Source organism: Streptomyces sp. OZ13, assembly GCF_052068155.1.
GTDB lineage: Bacteria > Actinomycetota > Actinomycetes > Streptomycetales > Streptomycetaceae > Streptomyces.
Genome location: NZ_JBQHCZ010000027.1, coordinates 26,780 through 45,974, shown reverse-complemented (window position 1 = coordinate 45,974; position 19,195 = coordinate 26,780). Strand labels below are relative to the sequence as shown.

Annotated in this window: 17 protein-coding genes and 1 riboswitch; of the genes, 13 read left to right on the top strand and 4 right to left on the bottom strand. The window is 69.8% G+C overall.

From position 1 onward, the window contains the following. The first annotated feature begins 155 nt into the window (after positions 1-155). The 10 genes from ACTMTU_RS35090 to ACTMTU_RS35045 all read left to right on the top strand — a co-directional run bounded on the left by ACTMTU_RS35090 (position 156) and on the right by ACTMTU_RS35045 (position 10,410). On the top strand, positions 156-764 hold the full coding sequence (locus ACTMTU_RS35090) for a CDP-alcohol phosphatidyltransferase family protein (RefSeq protein ID WP_005320121.1): 609 nt from the start codon (positions 156-158) through the stop codon (positions 762-764). Positions 765-886: 122 nt separating this feature from the next. After that, the gene (locus ACTMTU_RS35085) at positions 887-3,382 is read left to right on the top strand and encodes a mannose-1-phosphate guanyltransferase (protein ID WP_189470220.1); all 2,496 of its coding nucleotides are present in this window, start codon (positions 887-889) and stop codon (positions 3,380-3,382) included. Between the two features lie 98 nt (positions 3,383-3,480). Continuing rightward, complete coding sequence (locus ACTMTU_RS35080; protein WP_441267476.1) at positions 3,481-4,407, top strand: DUF881 domain-containing protein; 927 nt, start codon at positions 3,481-3,483, stop codon at positions 4,405-4,407. Continuing rightward, positions 4,404-4,736 carry a small basic family protein gene (locus tag ACTMTU_RS35075; RefSeq protein ID WP_003970459.1) on the top strand — a complete coding sequence of 111 codons (333 nt, stop codon included), beginning with the start codon at positions 4,404-4,406 and terminating at the stop codon, positions 4,734-4,736. Before ACTMTU_RS35080 ends, ACTMTU_RS35075 begins: the two co-directional genes overlap by 4 nt. A 2-nt stretch (positions 4,737-4,738) precedes the next feature. Beyond that, positions 4,739-5,587, top strand: a complete 849-nt coding sequence (locus ACTMTU_RS35070) for a DUF881 domain-containing protein (RefSeq protein WP_441267475.1) — start codon at positions 4,739-4,741, stop codon at positions 5,585-5,587. A gap of 148 nt (positions 5,588-5,735) precedes the next feature. Further along, positions 5,736-6,611, top strand: a complete 876-nt coding sequence (locus tag ACTMTU_RS35065) for an FHA domain-containing protein (RefSeq protein WP_229835089.1) — start codon at positions 5,736-5,738, stop codon at positions 6,609-6,611. Between the two features lie 42 nt (positions 6,612-6,653). Then, positions 6,654-7,397 (top strand): transcriptional regulator FtsR, encoded by a 744-nt coding sequence (gene ftsR, locus ACTMTU_RS35060; protein WP_441267474.1) that lies wholly within the window; start codon positions 6,654-6,656, stop codon positions 7,395-7,397. A gap of 53 nt (positions 7,398-7,450) precedes the next feature. Beyond that, positions 7,451-7,924, top strand: a complete 474-nt coding sequence (locus tag ACTMTU_RS35055) for a bifunctional nuclease family protein (protein ID WP_005320145.1) — start codon at positions 7,451-7,453, stop codon at positions 7,922-7,924. A 235-nt stretch (positions 7,925-8,159) separates the two neighbouring features. Then, the gene (locus ACTMTU_RS35050) at positions 8,160-8,705 is read left to right on the top strand and encodes a MerR family transcriptional regulator (protein ID WP_244258316.1); all 546 of its coding nucleotides are present in this window, start codon (positions 8,160-8,162) and stop codon (positions 8,703-8,705) included. Positions 8,706-8,772: 67 nt separating this feature from the next. Beyond that, complete coding sequence (locus ACTMTU_RS35045; RefSeq protein ID WP_441267473.1) at positions 8,773-10,410, top strand: DNA polymerase IV; 1,638 nt, start codon at positions 8,773-8,775, stop codon at positions 10,408-10,410. 92 nt (positions 10,411-10,502) lie between these two features. Here ACTMTU_RS35045 and ACTMTU_RS35040 read toward each other — a convergent pair whose 3' ends face one another. Beyond that, positions 10,503-10,886 (bottom strand): PRC-barrel domain-containing protein, encoded by a 384-nt coding sequence (locus ACTMTU_RS35040; RefSeq protein ID WP_441267472.1) that lies wholly within the window; start codon positions 10,884-10,886, stop codon positions 10,503-10,505. A gap of 113 nt (positions 10,887-10,999) precedes the next feature. Continuing rightward, positions 11,000-11,097, top strand: a riboswitch (glycine riboswitch). Between the two features lie 180 nt (positions 11,098-11,277). Between ACTMTU_RS35040 and gcvP the strand changes: the two genes are divergently transcribed. Continuing rightward, a complete protein-coding gene (gcvP, locus tag ACTMTU_RS35035; protein WP_441267471.1) occupies positions 11,278-14,163 on the top strand; it encodes an aminomethyl-transferring glycine dehydrogenase in 2,886 nt (961 codons plus the stop codon). A gap of 83 nt (positions 14,164-14,246) precedes the next feature. On the opposite strand, the gene ACTMTU_RS35030 is transcribed toward gcvP, so the two are convergent. Both ACTMTU_RS35030 and ACTMTU_RS35025 read right to left on the bottom strand, forming a co-directional pair. Then, complete coding sequence (locus tag ACTMTU_RS35030) at positions 14,247-14,453, bottom strand: DUF5999 family protein (protein WP_441267470.1); 207 nt, start codon at positions 14,451-14,453, stop codon at positions 14,247-14,249. 329 nt (positions 14,454-14,782) lie between these two features. Beyond that, the gene (locus ACTMTU_RS35025; RefSeq protein WP_441267469.1) at positions 14,783-15,373 is read right to left on the bottom strand and encodes a hypothetical protein; all 591 of its coding nucleotides are present in this window, start codon (positions 15,371-15,373) and stop codon (positions 14,783-14,785) included. A 474-nt stretch (positions 15,374-15,847) separates the two neighbouring features. On the opposite strand from ACTMTU_RS35025, the gene ACTMTU_RS35020 reads away from it, so the two are divergent. Both ACTMTU_RS35020 and ACTMTU_RS35015 read left to right on the top strand, forming a co-directional pair. Continuing rightward, entirely contained in the window at positions 15,848-17,356 is a 1,509-nt protein-coding gene (locus ACTMTU_RS35020) for a glutamate--cysteine ligase (RefSeq protein ID WP_441267468.1), read from the top strand. Positions 17,357-17,474: 118 nt separating this feature from the next. Then, a complete protein-coding gene (locus ACTMTU_RS35015) occupies positions 17,475-18,275 on the top strand; it encodes a CPBP family intramembrane glutamic endopeptidase (RefSeq protein ID WP_441267478.1) in 801 nt (266 codons plus the stop codon). Between the two features lie 69 nt (positions 18,276-18,344). Here the strand turns inward: ACTMTU_RS35015 and ACTMTU_RS35010 are convergent, their stop codons facing one another. Continuing rightward, entirely contained in the window at positions 18,345-19,166 is an 822-nt protein-coding gene (locus ACTMTU_RS35010; protein ID WP_441267467.1) for a PhzF family phenazine biosynthesis protein, read from the bottom strand. Positions 19,167-19,195 lie beyond the last annotated feature (29 nt).

Genomic DNA, 19,195 nt, shown 5'->3' with positions numbered 1-19,195 from the left:
GGAGAGTAGGACGCCGCCGAACAATCATTGTGGGAAAGCCCCGCACCTCTGGTGCGGGGCTTTCCTGCGTTCAAGGGGGGCACTGCACAGGCCGGCTCCCGCTGCAGGTAAGGTCAGGGAGCATCGTCGGCACGTTCCACACAGGAGGCCCCCGGGTGGAGGTCCAGGAGACCCGCGTTCAAACGGACCGGGTACTCACCATCCCCAACATCCTGAGCATGGCTCGCCTCGTCGGCGTGCCGCTGTTCCTGTGGCTGATTCTCCGCCCCGAGTTCGGCGGGCCCAAGAGTGACGGCTGGGCGTTGCTGGTGCTCATGCTCAGTGGCGTCAGCGACTATCTCGACGGCAAGCTGGCCCGACGCTGGAACCAGATCAGCAGCCTGGGGCGCATCCTCGACCCGGCCGCCGATCGCCTCTACATCCTGTCGACCCTTGTCGGTCTCACCTGGCGGGAGATTCTGCCGCTCTGGCTGACGGCCGCGCTATTGGCACGTGAAGTGATGCTGCTGGTGATGGTGGGAATCCTCCGTCGCCACGGCTATCCGCCGCCCCAGGTGAACTTCCTGGGCAAGGCCGCCACCTTCAACCTCATGTACGCCTTCCCCTTGCTGCTCCTGAGTGACGGAACGGGGTGGCTTGCGTCACTCGCGGCGATTTTCGGATGGGCGTTCGCGGGATGGGGTACAACTCTGTATTGGTGGGCAGGGATCCTCTATGTGATTCAGGTCCGCCGTCTCGTCAAAGCGGACACTATGGCCGATTGACCTCGTCGGTGTGGGAGCGCGCTGTGTCGCCGGCCGCGTGTGTCACCACACGTCACCAGCGGTCACCTTTGGACGGGTGAAGTCGGCCAGACAGTCGTCTCTTCAAGGAGGACGCTTCCGACATGAAGGCCGTCGTGATGGCCGGCGGCGAAGGTACCCGACTTCGCCCCATGACCTCGAGCATGCCCAAGCCGCTCCTGCCGGTGGCCAACCGGCCCATCATGGAGCACGTGCTCAGGCTGCTCAAGCGGCACGGGCTCACCGAGACCGTTGTGACCGTGCAATTTCTCGCCTCACTCGTGAAGAATTACTTCGGTGACGGCGAAGAGCTCGGAATGGAGCTCACTTATGCCAATGAGGAGAAGCCACTCGGCACTGCCGGCAGTGTGAAGAACGCAGAGGAAGCGCTGAAGGACGACGCCTTCCTCGTTATTTCCGGTGACGCCCTCACCGACTTCGACCTGACCGACCTCATCTCCTTCCACAAGGAGAAGGGCGCATTGGTCACCGTGTGTCTGACGCGCGTGCCCAATCCGCTGGAATTCGGCATCACCATCGTCGACGAAGAGGGAAAGGTCGAGCGCTTCCTCGAGAAGCCGACGTGGGGGCAGGTCTTCTCCGACACGGTCAACACGGGCATCTACGTGATGGAGCCCGAGGTCTTCGACTATGTCCAGCCCGACGTTCCCGTCGACTGGTCCGGGGATGTGTTCCCGCAGCTCATGAAGGAAGGCAAGCCGATCTACGGCTATGTCGCCGAGGGCTATTGGGAGGACGTCGGCACTCACGAAAGCTATGTGAAGGCCCAGGCCGACGTCCTGGAGCGCAAGGTGGACGTCGAGCTCGACGGCTTCGAGATCTCTCCCGGTGTGTGGGTCGCGGAGGGCGCGGAGGTGCATCCCGACGCGACGCTGCGAGGCCCGCTCTACATCGGCGACTATGCCAAGGTCGAAGCGGGCGTCGAGATCCGCGAGCACACAGTCGTGGGCTCCAACGTCGTCGTGAAGACCGGGGCGTTCCTGCACAAGGCCGTGGTCCACGACAACGTCTACATCGGTCCGCAGAGCAATCTCCGCGGCTGCGTCATCGGCAAGAACACCGACATCATGCGCGCCGCCCGCATCGAGGACGGCGCCGTCATCGGTGACGAGTGCCTCGTCGGCGAAGAATCGATCGTCCAGGGCAACGTCCGGGTCTATCCGTTCAAGACCGTCGAGGCCGGCGCGTTCGTCAATACGTCCGTCATCTGGGAGTCCCGGGGACAGGCGCACCTCTTCGGTGCCAGAGGCGTGTCCGGCATCCTCAACGTGGAGATCACGCCGGAGGTCGTGGTGCGCCTGGCCGGTGCGTACGCCACCACGCTGAAGAAGGGCGCCACCGTCACCACCGCACGTGACCACTCGCGTGGCGCCCGTGCCCTGAAGCGCGCCGTGATTTCAGCGCTGCAGGCCAGCGCCATCGACGTACGCGACCTTGAGAACGTGCCGCTGCCCGTGGCGCGCCAGCAGACGGCCCGCGGAAGTGCGGGCGGCATCATGATCCGTACGTCGCCGGGTGTGCCCGACTCCGTCGACATCATGTTCTTCGACGAACGCGGTGCCGACCTGTCGCAGGGCGGTCAGCGCAAGCTGGACCGGGTGTACGCGCGGCAGGAGTACCGACGTGCGTTCCCGGGCGAGATCGGCGATCTGCACTTCCCGTCGAGCGTGTTCGACTCGTACACCGGCTCCCTGCTGCGGAACGTGGACACCACCGGGATCGCAGAGTCCGGTCTCAAGGTCGTCATCGACGCGTCCAACGGCAGCGCCGGTCTTGTGCTGCCGAGCCTGCTGGGACGCCTCGGGGTCGACGCGCTGACGATCAATCCCGGCCTCGACGAGTCCCGACCCACGGAGTCCGCGGACACCCGGAGGTCCGGTCTGGTCCGGCTCGGGGAGATCGTCGCCTCCGCGCGTGCGGCGTTCGGCGTCCGGTTCGACCCCGTCGGCGAACGGATCTCGCTGGTCGACGAGCGGGGCCGGATCGTCGAGGACGACCGTGCGCTGCTGGTGCTGCTCGACCTGGTCGCGGCGGAGCGGCGCAGCGGCGGCGTGGCGCTGCCGGTGACGACGACGAGGATCGCCGAGCAGGTCGCGGCGTACCACGGCACGCAGGTCGAATGGACGACGACGTCCCCTGACGACCTGACGAGGGTGTGCCGGGAGGAGACCACGATCTTCGGCGGCGACGGTCGCGGCGGCTTCATCGTGCCGGAGTTCAGCAGCGTCTTCGACGGTACGGCCGCGTTCGTTCGGCTGGTCGGCCTGGTCGCCCGTACGCAGCTCACGCTGAGCCAGATCGACGCCCGTATCCCGCGGGCCCATGTGCTCAGGCGGGACCTCGCGACGCCGTGGGCGGTCAAGGGGCTCGTGATGCGGCGTGTGGTCGAGGCCGCCGGCGATCGGCACGTGGACACCACCGATGGTGTGCGCGTGGTCGAGGCCGACGGCCGGTGGGTGATGGTGCTCCCCGACCCGTCGGAGGCCGTCACCCATCTGTGGGCGGAGGGGCCCGACGACGCGTCGGCCCAAGCGCTCCTGGACGAATGGTCGTCGGTGGTGGACAGCGCAGGTCACTGACGCATTGCCGGTGTGCCGACGGACTCCTGTGGGGCGTCCGTCGGCACACCGGTGGGGCCATTCGGCGGTAGCGGTTGCGACGTGCGACGATGTGCGGCATGTCGCAGCAGCCCCCCGTTCGGAGCACAGGTTCTCCGCCCGCGCGCCCTGATGCGTCCATGTCGCTGCTGACCAATGTCATGGAGCACAGCCTCGACGACGGTTACGCCGAGGCGGCGGCGCGCCGGGCGGAGGGCGGCGGCATGCCCCGCACGCTGCGCGCCAAGCTGGGCCTGGCCGCCGGTCTCGTGCTCGCGGCCGCCGTCGTCACGCTCGGAGCCGCCGAGGCGCAGATCTCGGCACCGGTCCTGGCCAAGGAGCGCGAGGAGCTCATCGACCGCGTCGAGGCGCAGACCGAGAAGGCCGACGCCGTGGAGCGGGACGTCGAGGCTCTGCGGTCCGACGTCGAGGAGCGGCAGCGCAAGGCCCTGAACGCGCAGGGCGAGGAGCAGGGCGCGACGGTTCCTCTGCTGGCGGGCGCCACAGAGGTGCACGGCCCGGGCGTCAAACTCGTCGTGGACGATGCCAAGGGGACCGACCAGGGCGGCGACGGGCCGCGGGAGAGCAGCGGTTTCTCCGACACCGGCCGGGTACGGGACCGGGACATGCAGCGGGTCGTCAACGGCCTCTGGGAGTCCGGTGCCGAGGCGATCGCGATCAACGGGCAGCGGCTGACCGCCCTGTCGGCGATCCGCGCGGCCGGCGACGCCATACTGGTCGACAACAGGCCGCTGGTGCCGCCGTACACGGTGCTCGCGGTGGGGGACGGCAGCAAGCTGCGTACCGCCTTCCAAAGCAGTGCCGACGGGCAGTATCTCCAGGTCCTCAAAGAGGACTTCGGAATCCGCACCAGCATCTCCGACGAGGAGTCGGTGCGACTGCCCGCGGCCCCGAGCTTGATCGTACGAACAGCTGAGCCGACGACCGCCGACGCCCCGCAGGGCAGTGGGCCGGGAGCGGCCGAATCAGAGAAGGGCACATCGTGATCGCGGTACTGGGCCTCGTCGTGGGAGTCGTGGTCGGGCTTTTGGTCCGGCCCGAAGTGCCGGCGGTGGTCGAGCCCTATCTGCCGATCGCGGTCGTCGCCGCGCTCGACGCTGTGTTCGGCGGTCTGCGGGCCATGCTCGACGGAATCTTCGTCGACAAGGTCTTCGTCGTGTCCTTCCTCTCGAACGTCGTGGTGGCCGCGCTGATCGTGTTCCTCGGCGACAAGCTGGGCGTCGGCGCGCAGTTGTCCACGGGTGTGGTCGTCGTGCTCGGCATCCGGATCTTCTCCAACGCCGCGGCCATCCGCCGGCACGTCTTCCGGGCGTGACGATGAGCAGCGAAGAGACCCCCAGGAACGAGGCGCCGCAGTCGCGGCCGCCGCGCGCCCAGCCGCTCCCGCAGGCGCAGCCGCCCGCGCCCCCCGTCGCGCAGGAACCCGATCCGTCGAAGGCCGATGTCCGGACCGGGCGGCAGCGGCTCGGTGCGGCGGTGTGGCCGCCGCGGGTGACCCGTGCCCAACTCATCGTCGCGGTGCTGCTGTTCGTCCTCGGTCTGGGCCTGGCCATCCAGGTCCGTTCCAACAGCGACGAGAGCGCGCTGCGCGGTGCCCGGCAGGAGGACCTGGTCCGCATCCTCGACGAACTGGACAACCGCACCCAGCGGCTCGAGGACGAGAAGCAGCGCCTCGAGGACCAGCGCACCGAACTCGAGAACAGCTCGGACCAGGCCGAAGAGGCCCGGAAGCAGACGCAGCAGAAGGAACAGCAGCTCGGCATCCTGGCCGGCACGGTCGCCGCGGAGGGGCCGGGCATCACTCTCACGATCCAGGACCCCTCCGGCACCGTGGAGTCGGACATGCTGCTCGACACGATCCAGGAGCTGCGGGCGGCCGGTGCGGAGGCGATCCAGGTGAACGGCACCCGGGTCGTCGCGGACACCTTCTTCTCGGGGGCCGCCGGGGACATAGAGGTCGACGGCAAGCGGATCACGGCTCCGTACACCTTCAAGGTCATCGGCAAGCCGCAGGACCTGGAGCCCGCCCTGAACATCCCCGGCGGTGTCGTGCAGACCCTGGAGAAGGAGCAGGCCACGGCTACCGTGGAGCCATCAGAGAAGATCATTGTCGACGCCTTGCGACCGGCGGAGCGGCCTGACTACGCTCGGTCGTCACCGCAGTGAAGCGGGGGGACATGGGGAGTGCCGGACCCGGGCAGAGGATTGCAGGGGGGCGACGCATCACATATGTGGTGCGTGGTGGAAACTGTCCGGAGGGTACGGACGTTGTGAGGGTGTCCGGTTCGGCAGGTGTGTTGGTTGAGGGTTCGTCCTGCCCCACGGGCGGGTCTATTTCGGTCAAGGGGAAACGCCCGTGAAGTTGTTTGCGAAGTTGTTCGGCAAGAGTTCACGCGAGGACGGCAACGCCCGCCATCGCGCGCCGCGTCATGGTCAGAGCGAGGAGCAGGGCGGCGAGCGCCCGCTGTTCCGGGACGAGGTGGCCGGTGGTGACAATTCGGGCGGACAGGGCGCGTCGTCTGTTGACCCTGCCGGTGCCCGCGGCATAGGTTTCGGGGATCCATCAACCTCAAGTGCGGGTGGAGGGTTTGCCTCCGACCCGTATGCGACCAATCCCCACGCGGGGCAGCCGCGGCAGGAGGATCCGTCCATGGCGGGTTTGCCGGTTTGTTCGAGGTGCGGCCACCGGAACACCGAGGCCGGTCGGTTCTGCTCCAACTGCGGTGCGCCGCTGAGGGGTGGCGCGCCGGCCGAGCGTGCGTCGGAGACGACGTCGACGATCTCCATCTCCGGCATCGAGGCCTACGACTCGGAGGTGACCGGCCAGACCGCCGTCCCCTCGCTCTCGCCGGAGGCCCAGGCCGCCGTCGAGGCTCTGCCGCTCGGCTCTGCCCTCCTGGTCGTCCGCCGCGGACCCAACTCGGGCAGCCGCTTCCTGCTGGACGGTGAGCTGACCACGGCGGGGCGCCATCCGCAGAGCGACATCTTCCTCGACGACGTCACGGTGTCGAGGCGGCACGTGGAGTTCAGGCGCGGGCCGGACGGCGGTTTCACCGTCTCCGACGTCGGCAGCCTCAACGGTACGTACGTGAACCGTGAGCGGATCGACTCCGTGGTCCTGGCCAACGGCGACGAGGTTCAGATCGGCAAGTACCGGCTGGTCTTCTACGCGAGCCAGCGGGGCGTGTAACCCTCCCCAGACTCCGTCCGGGGTGACCCCCAGGGAAGGCACATGCTGCGAACACCGACGGGCGGTGCCGGTCACGGCACCGCCGCCGCGGGCGACCGCCCGATGAGCATCGGCGCGGTCCTCGGGCACCTGCGCGACGAGTTCCCGGAAGTCACGATCTCCAAGATCAGGTTCCTGGAGGCAGAGGGCCTGGTCGAGCCGAGCCGTACGCCCTCCGGGTACCGCAAATTCACGGCCCGGGACGTCGAGCGGCTCGCGCTGGTGCTGCGGATGCAGCGTGACCACTACCTTCCCCTGAAGGTCATCCGCGAGCAGCTGGACGCCCTCGAACGGGGCGAGCAGGTGCAGCTGCCCGCACAGGGCGCCCAGCGGGACCTCTTCGACGGTTCCTGGGAACCGGAGGCCGAGCGTCCCCGCGGGGGCCGTATCGGCCGGGCGGCCCTGCTGGCCGCCGCCGAGGTGTCCGAGGAGCAGCTCACCGAGTGGGAGTCGTACGGCCTGCTCACGCCGGACGGGAGCGGCGCCTACGAGCCGGAGGCGGTCACGGTCGCACGGATGGTCGCAGAGCTGGGCAGATTCGGTCTCGAGCCCAGGCACCTGCGTGCCATGAAAGCCTCCGCGGACCGCGATGCCGGCCTGGTCGAACAGGTCGTCGCACCGCTGCGCCGGCACCGTAATCCGCAGACCAGGGCCCATGCGGAGGCCACCACGAAAGAGCTCGTGACGCTGTCCGTGAAGCTCCATGCGGCACTGGTGCAGACCGCCCTCGGAGTGCGGCTCCACTGATCTTGGACCAGCCCGACTACCCAAACCGGTCGCGCACGTCCTAGGGTTGCTGTGTGAACGAGCTCGACGTTGTGGGTGTCCGGGTCGAAATGCCCTCGAACCAACCGATCGTGCTCCTGCGTGAAGTGGGAGGCGATCGGTACCTCCCCATCTGGATCGGTCCCGGGGAGGCGACCGCCATTGCCTTCGCCCAGCAGGGCATGGCACCGGCCAGGCCGCTGACTCACGACCTCTTCAAGGACGTGCTGGAGGCGGTGGGCCAGGAGCTCACCCAGGTCCGCATCACCGACCTGCGCGAAGGCGTCTTCTACGCGGAGCTGGTCTTCGCCAGCGGGGTCGAGGTGAGTGCCAGGCCGTCCGACGCGATAGCGCTCGCCCTGCGCACCGGTACGCCGATCTACGGCAGTGACGGGGTGCTGGACGACGCGGGTATCGCCATCCCGGACGAGCAGGAGGACGAGGTGGAGAAGTTCCGCGAGTTCCTCGACCAGATCTCCCCCGAGGACTTCGGGTCCAGCAACCAGTGACGGTTCCGCCGACGCGTGGGCGGATCGCTCCCGTGTCGGCGCATTCGAGCAGCCTTTCCCCGGATGGGGGCACGGGAAACCACTCTCAGGGTGATTATCACTCGGCGTGCCGAGTGTGGCGATCGTTGACGCACCCCTGGTGACTCCCTACCTTCGAGGTGGCAGGTCAAGGACGGAGGTCGGCGTGAGAAGCAGCGGCGACAGTACGGTTGGGGGCGGCCCCGGACGCGGTCCGGTGGAAAGCGGGCCGTACCCGCTGCACGACAGCGCAGCCGCGCCCTCCACCGACACCATCGGCTACCGCGGGCCCACGGCCTGCGCGGCCGCCGGGATCACCTACAGGCAGCTCGACTACTGGGCGCGCACGGGTCTCGTGGAGCCGAGCGTCAGGCCCGCGTACGGCTCCGGCACCCAGCGGCTCTACAGCTTTCGCGACGTGGTCGTCCTCAAGATCGTCAAGCGCTTCCTGGACACCGGAGTGGCGCTGCAGAACATCCGGGCGGCCGTCCAGCACCTGCGGGCCCGGGGGTTCCGGGACCTCGAGCGCATGACGCTGATGAGCGACGGCGCGACGGTGTACGAGTGCTCCTCGCCCGACGAGGTGGTCGGCCTTCTCCAGGGCGGTCAGGGCGTCTTCGGGATCGCCGTGGGCGTCGTGTGGCGGGACGTCGAGACGGCGCTGTCGCAGCTGCACGGCGAGCGGATCGACACGGGGGAGACCCTGGTGGGGCACAACCCCGCGGACGAGCTGGCCAGACGCAGACGCGACCGGGCCGTCTGACGGCGCTCGCCGCTCCCCGTTGTCAGTGCTCTCCCCGTTGTCAGTGCTGTGGGGGAGCATCGGACATGTGAGAACCGCGCCGACGATCCTGCATCTCGACATGGATGCCTTCTTCGCCGCCGCCGAGCAGGCGGCGAAGCCGTCGCTGCGCGGAAAGCCGGTGATCGTCGGTGGACTCGGTCCGCGGGGTGTGGTGGCCACGGCCTCCTACGAGGCCCGGCGTTTCGGCGTGCATTCGGCGATGCCGATGGCGCAGGCCAGACGGCTCGCACCCAACGCGGCCTGTCTCGTACCACGCTTCTCGCTGTACCGCTCGGTGAGCGAGCAGGTCATGGAGCTGCTGGGGCGGCTGTCGCCGCTCGTGGAACCGCTGAGTCTCGACGAGGCCTTCGTGGACCTGGAGGCCGGTGGCGCGGCCCATGACGCCCCGTCCGCCCGTGCGACGGGCGAGCGGCTGCGCGCCGACATCCGGGCCGTCACGGGACTCACCGGGTCGGTCGGGCTGGCCGGCTCCAAGATGATCGCCAAGATCGCTTCCGAGCAGGCCAAGCCCGACGGCCTGGTGCTGATCGATCCCGGCACCGAGCGTGACCTGCTCGGGCCGATGTCCGTCCGGACCCTGCCCGGCGTGGGGCCGGCGACCGGGGAGCACCTGCGGCGGGCCGGCATGACTACCGTCGCGGACCTCGCCGAGGCGGGCGAGGACGAGCTCGTACGGCTGCTCGGCAGGGCGCACGGGGCATCGCTGTTCCGGATGGCGCTGGGGCACGACGACCGGCCCGTAGTGGCCGAGAGGGACGCGAAGTCGGTGTCCGTCGAGGACACCTTCGACGTCGATCTGCACGACCGGGTGCGGGTCCGGCTCGAGGTGGACCGGCTTGCCGAGCGGTGCGTGCAGCGGCTCCGCGGCAGCGGTCACTCCGGCCGGACCATCGTGCTCAAGGTCCGCCGGTACGACTTCTCGACGCTGACGCGGTCGGAAACGCTGCGTGGGCCGACAGACGACCCGACGGTGGTGCGGGAGGCGGCCGGCAGGCTGCTGGAGTCGGTGGATACCACCGGCGGCGTACGGCTGCTCGGTGTGGGCGTGACGGGGCTCGCGGACTACACCCAGGAGGACCTGTTCGCGCAGGCCGCGGCGGAGGCGGAGGCCGAGGCGGCCGAACCGGAGGAGGGTGAGCCCACCGCCGCCGAGGGCGCACCCGCAGGGGCGGGCGAACCGCACCGTACCGAGCCCGGCCGGCCCGACCCGGCGGAGCGGCGCTGGGCGGCCGGACAGGACGTGCGCCATGCGAGGTACGGGCCGGGCTGGGTCCAGGGCAGCGGCGTCGGCAGGGTCACCGTGCGGTTCGAGGAGCCGTGGTCGGCGCCGGGCAGGGTCCGGACCTTCCGGGTGGACGACGAGGACCTCGAGGCCGCGGACCCACTGCCGCTGGTGCGGCCCACCGGGCGGGCGGAGCCCCCGTCGGCCGCGGCCGACGGCGGGAGCGGCGAGACGGATCAGGCTGCGGCACCGGGCGAGGATGCGGGGAGAACGCCGACGTCTTCCCGGCCCGCCACCGGCTCCGGGACGTCCATGGAATCGGCGCCGTCGGGGGCCTCAGCGGCTTCCACGGAAGCGGCGCCGCCACAGCCCTCCGCGGCAGGCGGCGCCGAGCCGCCGGTCATGCCTCGGGAGCCTGTCCCGGACCGGCGTGCGGGCTGACCCGGGCGCGGCGGGGGAGAGGCGACGAAACGGCGGTGAGCAGGGGGCCCGTCCGTGCGGCCCGAGCCCCGATGACGCCGGCGTGCGGGCGGTCAGTCCTCCTGCCCCGCGACCCGGCCGAAGGACCGGTCGCCGGAGGCGGGTGCCGGCGCGGGAGGCGGACCGGAGAGGTCGAGCCCGTAGTGGTGGTAGAGCTGGAGTTCCTGCTCGGGCGACAGATGGCGGCCCACTCCGAAGTCGGGCGCGTCCTTGATCAGCGCGCGTTCGTAGGGGACGTGCAGCGCGTTGTCGACGAGCTCGCTCGGCTCGAGAGGGACGAAGGCGTCGCGGCTGAAGAGGCCTGTGCGCACGGCCGCCCACTCGGGCACGCCCGTGGCGTCGTCCAGGTACACCTCGTCAACGGTTCCGATCTTGTTGCCGTTGCGGTCGAACGCCTTGCGGCCGATCAGGCTGCGCGGATCGATGTCGGTCTGCACGGTCCCTCCAAATGGTCGCAACTGCTCTCCAACGACTACAGAAGTCCACATTCCGGGTGTCGGCCACTCGAGCGATCGTGTGGATGCACGCTGGTACCCTGGCAAACGGCCGCTGACCCTGTGCGGGAGAGTCCTCCGGAGAGCAGTCCGGAGGCGCCGAAGGAGCAAATCCTCCCCGGAATCTCTCAGGCACCTGTACCGCACGGACGAGGTCACTCTGGAAAGCAGAGCGGGCGTCGGACGGCATCCGCTCTCACCGACGGTGAAAGCCGGGATGTCGCTCCGTGACGCCCGGTGAAGCTCTCAGGTCGAGATGACAGAGGGGGAGGCCGTCCGGGCATCCCTGCCGTGATGCCCCTCGCAGGTCGCGAAGACCAGGAGGCCTCCCACCATGACCGCCAACCGCATTCCGCTCTCCCAGCTGGAGCGAGGGATCCCGTTCGAGCAGCGGCACATCGGGCCCGACGCCGGTGCCCAGGCCAAGATGCTCGCCCATGTGGGCTACGGCTCCCTCGACGAGCTCACCGCCGCCGCCGTACCGGACGTCATCAAGAGCGCCGAGGCCCTGGACCTCCCTGACGCCCGCACCGAGGCGGACGTCCTCGCGGAGCTGCGCACCCTTGCGGACCGCAACCAGGTGCTCGCCCCCATGATCGGACTCGGCTACTACGGGACGTTCACGCCGCCGGTCATCCTGCGCAACGTCATGGAGAACCCGGCCTGGTACACGGCGTACACGCCGTACCAGCCGGAGATCTCGCAGGGGCGGCTCGAGGCGCTGCTCAACTTCCAGACCGTGGTCGCCGACCTGACCGGGCTGCCCACCTCCGGCGCCTCGCTCCTCGACGAGGGCACGGCCGCCGCGGAGGCCATGTCGCTGGCCCGCCGGGTGGGCAAGGTCAAGAACGGCGTCTTCCTGGTCGACGCGGACGCCCTGCCCCAGACCCTGGCCGTGATAGAGACGCGTGCCGAGCCCACCGGCGTCGAGGTCGTCACCGCCGACCTCAGCGAGGGCATCCCCGCCGAGATCGCCGAGCGCGGCGTGTTCGGTGTGCTGCTGCAGTACCCGGGCGCCTCCGGTGCCGTGCGTGACCTCAGGCCCGTGATCGAGCAGGCGCACGAGCTCGGCGCGATCGTCACGGTCGCCGCGGACCTGCTGGCCCTGACGCTGCTCACCTCGCCCGGCGAGCTCGGCGCGGACATCGCGGTCGGCACCACCCAGCGCTTCGGTGTCCCCATGGGCTTCGGCGGACCGCACGCCGGCTACATGGCCGTCCGGGAGAAGTTCGCCCGCAGCCTGCCCGGCCGCCTCGTGGGCGTCTCCGTCGACGCCGACGGCAACAAGGCCTACCGGCTGGCCCTGCAGACCCGCGAGCAGCACATCCGCCGCGAGAAGGCGACCAGCAACATCTGCACCGCGCAGGTGCTGCTCGCCGTGATGGCGGGCATGTACGCCGTCTACCACGGCCCGGACGGGCTGCGTGCGATCGCCCGGCGCACCCACCGTTACGCCGCGATCCTCGCCGCAGGGCTGCGCGCAGGCGGCGTCGAGCTCCTGCACGGCTCGTACTTCGACACCCTGACCGCCCGGGTGCCCGGCAGGGCCGCCGACGTGGTCGCCGCCGCCCGCGAGCGCGGCGTCAACCTGTACCTGGTGGACGCCGATCACGTCTCCCTCGCCTGCGACGAGACCACCGGCCGCGAGCAGCTGACCGCCGTCTGGGCCGCCTTCGGCGTGGACGGCGACGTCGACGCCCTGGACGCGGCCGGTGCGGACGCGCTGCCGGCCGCGCTGCTGCGCGACGACGAGTACCTGACCCACCCCGTCTTCCACCAGCACCGGTCCGAGACCTCGATGCTGCGCTACCTGCGCCGGCTCGCCGACCGCGACTACGCGCTGGACCGCGGCATGATCCCGCTCGGCTCCTGCACCATGAAGCTGAACGCGACCACCGAGATGGAGCCGGTGACCTGGCCCGAGTTCGGCCAGATCCACCCCTTCGCACCGGTGGAGCAGGCTCAGGGCTATCTGACCCTGATCCACGAGCTGGAGGACCGCCTCGCCGAGGTGACCGGCTACGACAAGGTCTCCATTCAGCCCAACGCCGGGTCGCAGGGCGAGCTGGCCGGTCTGCTGGCCGTCCGCGCCTACCACCGCGCCAACGGGGACGCGGGCCGCACGGTCTGTCTGATTCCCTCCTCCGCGCACGGCACCAACGCCGCCAGCGCCGTGATGGCCGGCATGAAGGTCGTCGTGGTGAAGACCGCCGACGACGGCGAGATCGACGTCGAGGACCTGCGCGCCAAGATCGAGCAGTACCGCGACCAGCTGTCCGTGCTGATGATCACCTACCCGTCGACGCACGGTGTGTTCGAGGAGCACGTCGCCGACATCTGCGCCCAGGTGCACGACGCGGGCGGCCAGGTGTACGTCGACGGCGCCAACCTCAATGCCCTGGTGGGCCTGGCGAAGCCGGGCCGGTTCGGCGGCGACGTCTCGCACCTGAACCTGCACAAGACCTTCTGCATCCCGCACGGCGGCGGCGGTCCGGGCGTCGGCCCGGTCGGTGTGCGCTCCCACCTCGCGCCCTACCTGCCGAACCACCCGCTCCAGCCCGCGGCCGGCCCCCGGACGGGCGTGGGGCCGATCTCCGCGGCTCCCTGGGGCTCCGCGGGCATCCTGCCCATCTCGTGGGCGTACGTGCGCCTGATGGGCGGAGAGGGCCTCAAGCGGGCGACGCAGGTCGCCGTGCTCGCGGCGAACTACATCGCCAAGCGTCTCGAGCCGCACTACCCGGTGCTCTACACCGGTCCGGCCGGCCTGGTCGCCCACGAGTGCATCGTCGACCTGCGGCCGCTGTCCAAGGCGACCGGCGTCAGCGTCGACGACATCGCCAAGCGCCTGATCGACTACGGATTCCACGCGCCGACGATGTCCTTCCCGGTGGCCGGCACGCTGATGATCGAGCCGACCGAGAGCGAGGACCTGACCGAGCTCGACCGCTTCTGCGACACCATGATCGCGATCCGCGGCGAGATCGAGAAGGTCGCGTCGGGGGAGTGGTCCGCCGACGACAACCCGCTGCGCAACGCCCCGCACACGGCGTCCGCGCTCGGCGGCGAGTGGGACCACCCCTACAGCCGCGAGGAGGCCGTCTTCCCGGCGGGCGTGAACGCGGCCGACAAGTACTGGCCGCCGGTGCGCCGCATCGACGGAGCGTTCGGCGACCGTAACCTCGTGTGCTCCTGCCCGCCGCTGGAGGAGTACGACAACTGACGCGAGCCGCGCGGCACATGCGTCGGGGCCGGTCCGGAAGTTCTCCGGGCCGGCCCTTCTGTTTCCCGTGTTACCGAAGAGGCCTAGGCGGCGGTCACCAGCGGGCCGGCGGCCGCTGTACGGCGCGGGGCGATGATCCGGCCGTCGGGCAGCAGCTCGCCGGTGTCCTCGAAGAGGAGCACGCCGTTGCACAGCAGGCTCCAGCCCTGTTCCGGATGGTGCGCCACGAGGCGGGCCGCCTCACGGTCGGCGGAGTCGGATGTGGGACAGGCTGGCTGATGCTGGCACATGGATGGGTTCTTTCGCTGTGATGTGGTGTGTGTCGTGCGGCTCGATGAGGTGTTCATGGCCGCTCCCCCGTATCTGTCGGTCGGTCCCCAGTGTTCACCCACGGAGGTCGCTCCGCAGGCATTTCACAGCAGCTCTTCCTACTGATTGATGACGCACCACCCGCTCGGGCGGTTCAGTTCAACGGGCCTGTCCTTTCGGGTGGTTCGCGGTGGCCCGGCCGGGCTAGTCACAACGGGCCAGTTCTCGGACACCGATACGCCCCGCGACCGGGAGGTGGCGGGGCGTATCGAGTGTCTCCTGTGGGTGCGATGTCCGGGATGTTCTCCCGTCAAGCGGCCGGCGAGTCGAGCAGCGGGGCCGGCGTCACCCGCAGGGTCATGAGAGGCAGCAGGTCCGCGACCCGGTGTGGCCGGTGGGCGGCTATGCCCGGTGGCGCGGGGGCGAGGGGGACGAGGACGTCGGAAGGCTGCGGGGTGCCGGACGCGGCGTCGGCCTCGACGTCGCCGTGCAGCCAGAGGGTGAGCATGTAGAGCTCGGGAACGGACAGCAGTCTGGGCTGGAACGGGGTTCCCGTCGATTCGGCCTGACGCAGGGCGCGTTCGGTCGAGTCGAGGTAGGGGCCCTCGAAGAAGTGGGAGAAGGTCCAGCCGTCCGGCGTGAGCATGGTGTCCGCGGCGGCCACGGTGCGGTCGCCGCTGCGGATCAGGAAACGCCAGCCGGTGAGCCTGGTGTGCGGTGTGCGGCCGCTCGGCACGATCCGGTCCAGTACATGGACCGGCAGCGGCAGTTCGGCGCTCAGGGGCCCCTGGACGGACCTCAGAGCGGGGGTTCGGGCCTCGCGGACGGCTGTGGGGGAACCGAGTGCCGCGAGGACGCTTCGCAGGGCAGGCGCGGGGGCCGGGGGGACAAGCAGCGGCATGGTGGGTCGCCTCTCACTCAGGAGACACGGTGGAGCGTGAAGGTGCGGACGTCACTGTCTGCGTGCGGGGCGGCCAGCCGCCGGAAGACACCGGATACGAACTCACCGCCCTCGCGGAGTTTATACGACGCGTGTTCACGCAATGTTTCCGCTACCCGTCGCGGGTATTTCGGGCAAGGCGTGAACCGGCCCGTTTCATGCGGCATTTCTGGCGTTTTCCCGTGCTGTCGAGGCTGCGGCCTGCGGTTTCGGCTCCGGCGCGGTAGGCCGAATCAAGCCTGTGGTTTTCACCGCCGTCCGTGCCTGCAATTGCTGTTGGCCTCATGCCAGGGGAATGTGCCTGTCGAGCGTCTGTCTCCAGACTACCGGCCGCCGAGTCCGCGTGGGGCGTTATGGATCAATGAGGCTGGGCATTATCGTCCGTGACGTGAGCGGACCTCGCCACGTGGGACCCACACGAGGAGGGACCCTTCGATGGGGGAGAAGGTCGAGGCAGGCGGGTTCGACCTGTCCGATCGGCAACGGTACCGAGGCAAGCTGCAACGGTGCCTGGCCGGCCTGGGGCGGCTTCTGGCGGAGAAGAGGTTCGACCGGCCCAAGAATCTGATGGGGCTCGAGATAGAGCTGAATCTCGCGGGTGCGGACGGGATGCCTCGGATGATGAATGCCGAAGTTCTCTCCCGTATCGCCAGTCCCGATTTCCAGACCGAGCTCGGCATGTTCAATCTGGAAGTAAACATCGTCCCGCACCGATTGGGCGGCCGTGTACTCGACCAGCTGGCGGAGGAGTTGCACACCGGGCTGGGATATGCCGATCGCAAGGCGCAGGAGCTCGGTGCCGGGATCGTGATGATCGGCATTCTGCCGACGCTGGCGCAGCAGGATCTGGTATCCGCGAACCTCTCCGACGTGGACCGTTACATGCTGCTCAACGATCAGATCGTGGCGGCACGCGGGGAAGACTTCACCCTCGACATCGAGGGGGTGGAACGGCTCACGTGCACATCGGCGTCGATCGCGCCGGAAGCCGCCTGCACGTCGGTGCAGCTGCATCTGCAGGTCACCCCGGGCCGGTTCGCCGACGTGTGGAACGCGGCGCAGGCGGTGGCCGCCGTGCAGGTCGCCGTCGGCGCCAACGCGCCGTTCCTGTTCGGCAAGGAGCTGTGGCGCGAATCGCGGCCGCCGCTCTTCCAGCAGGCCACGGACACCCGCCCGCCGGAGCTCCAGGCACAGGGGGTGCGCCCGCGGACCTGGTTCGGTGAGCGCTGGGTGGACTCGGCCTACGACCTCTTCGAGGAGAACATCCGGTACTTCCCCTCGCTGCTGCCCTTCTGTGACGACGAGGACCCGCTGAGGGTGCTGGAGGACGGCGGAGTGCCGCGGCTCCAGGAGCTGGTCCTGCACAACGGCACGATCTACCGCTGGAACCGTCCGGTGTACGCGGTCGTCGACGGCGTCCCCCACCTGCGGGTGGAGAACCGCGTGCTGCCCGCCGGGCCGACGGTGACCGACGTGATCGCCAACGCCGCGTTCTACTACGGTCTGGTGCGAGCGCTCGCGGAGGACGCTCGTCCGGTGTGGACGCGGCTGCCCTTCGCGGCCGCCGACGAGAACTTCGCGACCGCGTGCCGGCACGGTATCGACGCCGAGCTTCAGTGGCCCCGTCCCGGTCGTGGCGGCGTCACACAGGTGCCGGTCGTCAAGCTGGTCCGGGACGAGCTGCTGCCGCTGGCCGCGGCGGGTCTCGACGCGTGGAACGTGGCGCCCGCCGATCGAGACCTCTATCTCGGCGTGATCGAGGAGCGGTGCCGGCGCCGGATGAACGGAGCCTCCTGGCAGGCGGACACCTATCACCGCGCCCGTGAGGCGGGGCTGGAGCGTGAGGTGGCGCTGGCGGCGATGACCCGTCGCTACTGCGAGCTGATGCGTGAGGGACAGCCGGTGCACACATGGCCGGTGGGATTCCCGGGGGCGCGCTCCTGACCGACCCGCGCGTGCGGCCGCGGGGCGGCCAGGCGCGTGCGCGGGGCCTGGCTGCGACCGCCGTAGGTTCGTCGGGCAAGCTGTGACGTCCCATGCGGTGGAGCAACTGGAGGCTGTAGTGCAGGCGCAGGCGGGAGACGCGGCCGGGTCCTTTCCGCGGGAGGCGGTGTCGCGCAGGACCCTCCGGTCGGAGATGCTGCTCGTGCTCGCCCTGTCGCTCGGCGCCAGTGGTGTGTCCGCGCTGATCAGCTTCATCGGATCGCTGACGAAACCCGGCGGGCTGAAGGACCAGGCCGCGACGCTCAACGGGTCCTTCGCGCCGGGGCGGCCGTGGCTCGATCTGGCCTGGCAGCTCTTCGGGATCGCGACGGCGCTGGTGCCCGTCGTGCTCGTCGCGCATCTGCTGGTCCGCGAGCGTGCCGGGCTCTCCTCGATCGGTTTCGACCGGAGCAGGCCCTGGTCCGACATCGGCCGTGGCGCGCTCGTCGCCGCCGGTATCGGCAGCGCCGGACTGGCCTTCTACCTGGTGGCGAGGGCCTCCGGTTTCAACCTCACCGTCGTGCCGGAGGCGCTGCCCGAGGTCTGGTGGAAGTACCCGGTGCTGATCCTCTCCGCGATCCAGAACTCCGTGGTCGAGGAGGTGATCGTCGTCGGGTATCTGCTGCGCCGGCTCGATCAGCTCGGCTGGACACCGATGGCCGCGCTGGTCGCGAGCTCGGTGCTGCGCGGCTCGTACCACCTGTACCAGGGCATCGGCGGGTTCGTCGGCAACATGGTGATGGGCGTGGTCTTCGTGCTGCTGTACCGGAGATGGGGCCGGGTGGGGCCGCTGGTGGCGGCGCACGCGCTGCTCGACATCGTCGCCTTCGTCGGATACGGGCTGCTGTCCGGGAAGGTGGACTGGCTTCCCACGCCGTGAGCGGCGGCCCGGCAGCGCGACCGAGGGGGTGCACGGCGTCCGCCGTGCACCCCCTCGGTCGTGGTGCGTTCAGGGAGTGGTGAGCAGTTCGCCGTCGACCACGGTCACCGCGCGCCCGGTCAGCAGGGTGCGGTCGCCGCGCAGCGAGGTGCGGACCAGGCCGGAGCGGGCGGACGCCTGGAGGCCGGTCAGCTCGTCGCGGCCGAGGCGCGCGGACCAGAAGGGCGCGAGTGCCGTGTGGGCGCTCCCGGTGACCGGGTCCTCGTCGATGCCGACCTGGGGGAAGAAGCCGCGGGAGACGAAGTCGTAGCCGGCGGAGGCGTCCGCCGCGGTGGCGGTGGCGATGATGCCGCGCTCGGAATACGCGACCAGTGCGGCGAAATCGGGCTCCAGAGCACGCACGGCCTGCTCGTCGGCCAGTTCGACCAGCAGGTCCCCGATGTGGGGTCCGGTGTCATGGGCGGAGAGCACCTTCGCGCCGAGCGCCTCGGCGACGCCGTCGGGGACCGTCACCTCCCGCAGTGGGGCGGTGGGGAAGTCGAGGGTGATCGTGCCGTCCTCGTGCGCGGTCGTCCGGAGGTTGCCGCAACGCGCGGTGAAGCGCACCGTGCCCTTCGCCGCCCCCGTGGTGTGCAGCACGTGTGCGGTGGCCAGGGTGGCGTGGCCGCACATGTCGACCTCGGTGGCCGGGGTGAACCAGCGCAGTGCCCAGTCCGCGTCGCTCCCGGCGGGCAGGGGGTGGGCGAAGGCGGTCTCCGAGAGGTTCAGCTCCGCCGCGACGTGCTGGAGCCAGGTGTCGGGAGGGAATCCGGTGGAATCCAGCAGCAGCACTCCGGCGGGATTGCCGGCGAAGGGACGGTCGGTGAAGGCGTCGACGATTCGAATCCGCATGGGCCCGACCGTAGAGCTCCGGCGAACGG